At 31.1% G+C, this 2,344-nt stretch carries 1 protein-coding gene and 1 pseudogene; one reads left to right on the top strand and one right to left on the bottom strand.

The window, feature by feature from the left end:
* Nucleotides 1-69 precede the first annotated feature (69 nt).
* Nucleotides 70-1,788, bottom strand: coding sequence for a serine hydrolase (locus tag ACH2BG_RS00090; RefSeq protein WP_395045707.1), 1,719 nt, complete (start codon nucleotides 1,786-1,788; stop codon nucleotides 70-72).
* Nucleotides 1,789-1,976: 188 nt separating this feature from the next.
* Here ACH2BG_RS00090 and ACH2BG_RS00085 point away from each other — a divergent pair.
* A pseudogene (locus tag ACH2BG_RS00085) lies at nucleotides 1,977-2,344 on the top strand (ATP-dependent DNA helicase RecG); the annotation flags it as partial.

Raw genomic sequence — 2,344 nt, 5'->3', positions numbered from 1 at the left:
ATTTTTGCCTTTTTTTGAATTATGTTTGAATTTGATTTATAAAAATAAGTTTAAAATTAATAAAAGTCGTTACTCCACTTTTTTAGCATTGATATCTCTTCCCATATTTAAAGTCAAACTATCAATATGTCCATTTTCATCACTATTAAAAGTAAACTGAGCTGTAATTATCTTGCTATAAAATCTATTTTGAGCCATTGGATATACAGTTGTAATTTTTTCCCCTGTTCCTTGTATGTACAAATCTCCTTTGTCTTCAGTTACCGTAAAAGAAAAATTTTCATTTAATTGATATCTTCCTAAATAGGTTTTCAGAACTTCTGGCGCAACTTTTACGTCAATAATCATATCAGTTGTCTGGATGTCTAATTTATTTAAAACCTTTATTGCATTTACATTATTTGGATTTAAAGCCACTGATTTTTTATAATTTTCGATAGCATGAATCGTATCTTTTCTCATTAGATAAATTTCGCCTAGACTGTCATAAACATTTGAAGAATTTGGATTTATTGCTACATTAAATTTGAAAATTGAGAAAGCATCTGCTGATTTATTTTCATTAAGGTATTTATAACCCAACTCGTTAATAGCGGCATCGTCCAATACAAATTGATCTGGATCCGATTTTATAGATTTGGTTACTATCAAAATAGCATCATCAACATCATTTACTTGCAATGCTTTTTGGAATTCTGAAAATACAGTAATCTTAGGTAATTCATAAGGTTTAGAAGCTAAGATATTCTCTATTGCAACGTTCATAACATCTTTATTGATAGCATTTCCAGCATTCGTAAGCCATATATAGGTATTTTTCTTGTCTAAATTCCTCATAATAAAAGTTCGGTAACCAAAATCACTTCCTGAATGGTTAACTGATTTTTTTTCTGGAGTAAGAAACCATCCAAATCCGTAATTAGACAACGAACCATTATTTAAAACTACAGGAGTGAATGCTTCCTCAAGTGTTTTCTTAGAAACTAACTTTTCAGAATATAAAGCTTGATCCCACAAAAACAAATCATCAACGTTTGAAAACATACTTGTAGAACCTGTATGTGAAACTGTGTAATCATCAAGCTCACCAATCACAGAATAACCCAGAGCTCTATTTTTTAAATCGATTTTTGGAGCATCACCAACCAAAGTGTTTTTCATTTTTAATGGTTTAAAAATATTTTCTTTCAAAAATTCTGCTAAAGACATATTCGAAACTTTTTCTATAATTAAACCCAACATAATATAACCAACGTTATTGTAAACATAACGGTCCCCGATATTGGCGTCTAAAGCTTCCCTTTCCTCAATTATTTTTAAAATTTCTGAATTTGTTAAGTTATCTTTATTAGCGAATGGCTGATATAGGGGCAAACCCGAAGTATTATTTAGTAAATTTCGTATTGAAATGTCCTTTCCATAAGCTGGGAATTCAGGAAAATACTTGGTGATTTTTTCATCGTAAGAAAGCTTATTTCTTTCTTTTAATATCATAATTCCCATCGCAGTAAATTGCTTAGAAACAGATGCTAAATCAAAACAAAATTCCGGTTTCAGCAACTGTTTTGTCTCTTTATTTGCATAGCCAAAAGCTTTACGATAAATCACTTTTCCATTTTCTGCGACTAAAATACTTCCATTAAATACTCCACTTGCGTTGGCTTGTTTCATTAATTTATCCAATTCTGATGCTTTATTTTGCGCAACAACATTGGACAAATTACAAAAAAGCACCATGAAACTTAATAAAATTGACTTGAATAAAGATGGAACTGCTGTGTTTTTCATTTTGAGTTTATTTTATATTTATCTAAAATCACATTTCAAATATACCTATTTTCTTATATAAATTCTAAACATTCTCCTTTCCAAATTTCCAAACAAAAAACTATCTTCGCTTCATCAAATTAAAAATCCGTTTTAATCCGAGTTTCTGCTTTAGCAAATCGGTTTTATACGTGTCCAAAAATATCTAAATGCAAAACCTCCTACTCACTCCCATCGAATACTTGAAAGGCGTTGGTCCCAATCGGGGCGATTTGCTGCGCAAGGAACTGGGGATTTATAAGTATGTGGATTTGGTAAATTTTTTTCCAAATAGATACATTGACCGCACACGGTATTACAAGATTAATGAACTGCAGAACAACATTGCTGAAGTTCAGATTATTGGTAAAATTATCAACATTAAAACAGTCGAATTTGGTCGAAACCAAAAACGATTGGTGGCGACTTTTGTAGATGATACGGGACAAATGGAACTCGTTTGGTTTCAAGGCCATAAATGGATTCGGGAGAGTTTAAAGCTGAATGAAATGTGTGTAGTTTTCGGGAAATGCACGTC

Origin of the sequence: Flavobacterium sp. (assembly GCF_043779715.1) — a bacterium.
GTDB lineage: Bacteria > Bacteroidota > Bacteroidia > Flavobacteriales > Flavobacteriaceae > Flavobacterium.
Note: the sequence above shows the minus strand (reverse complement) of the source record. Positions and strands in the feature narration are given on the sequence as shown.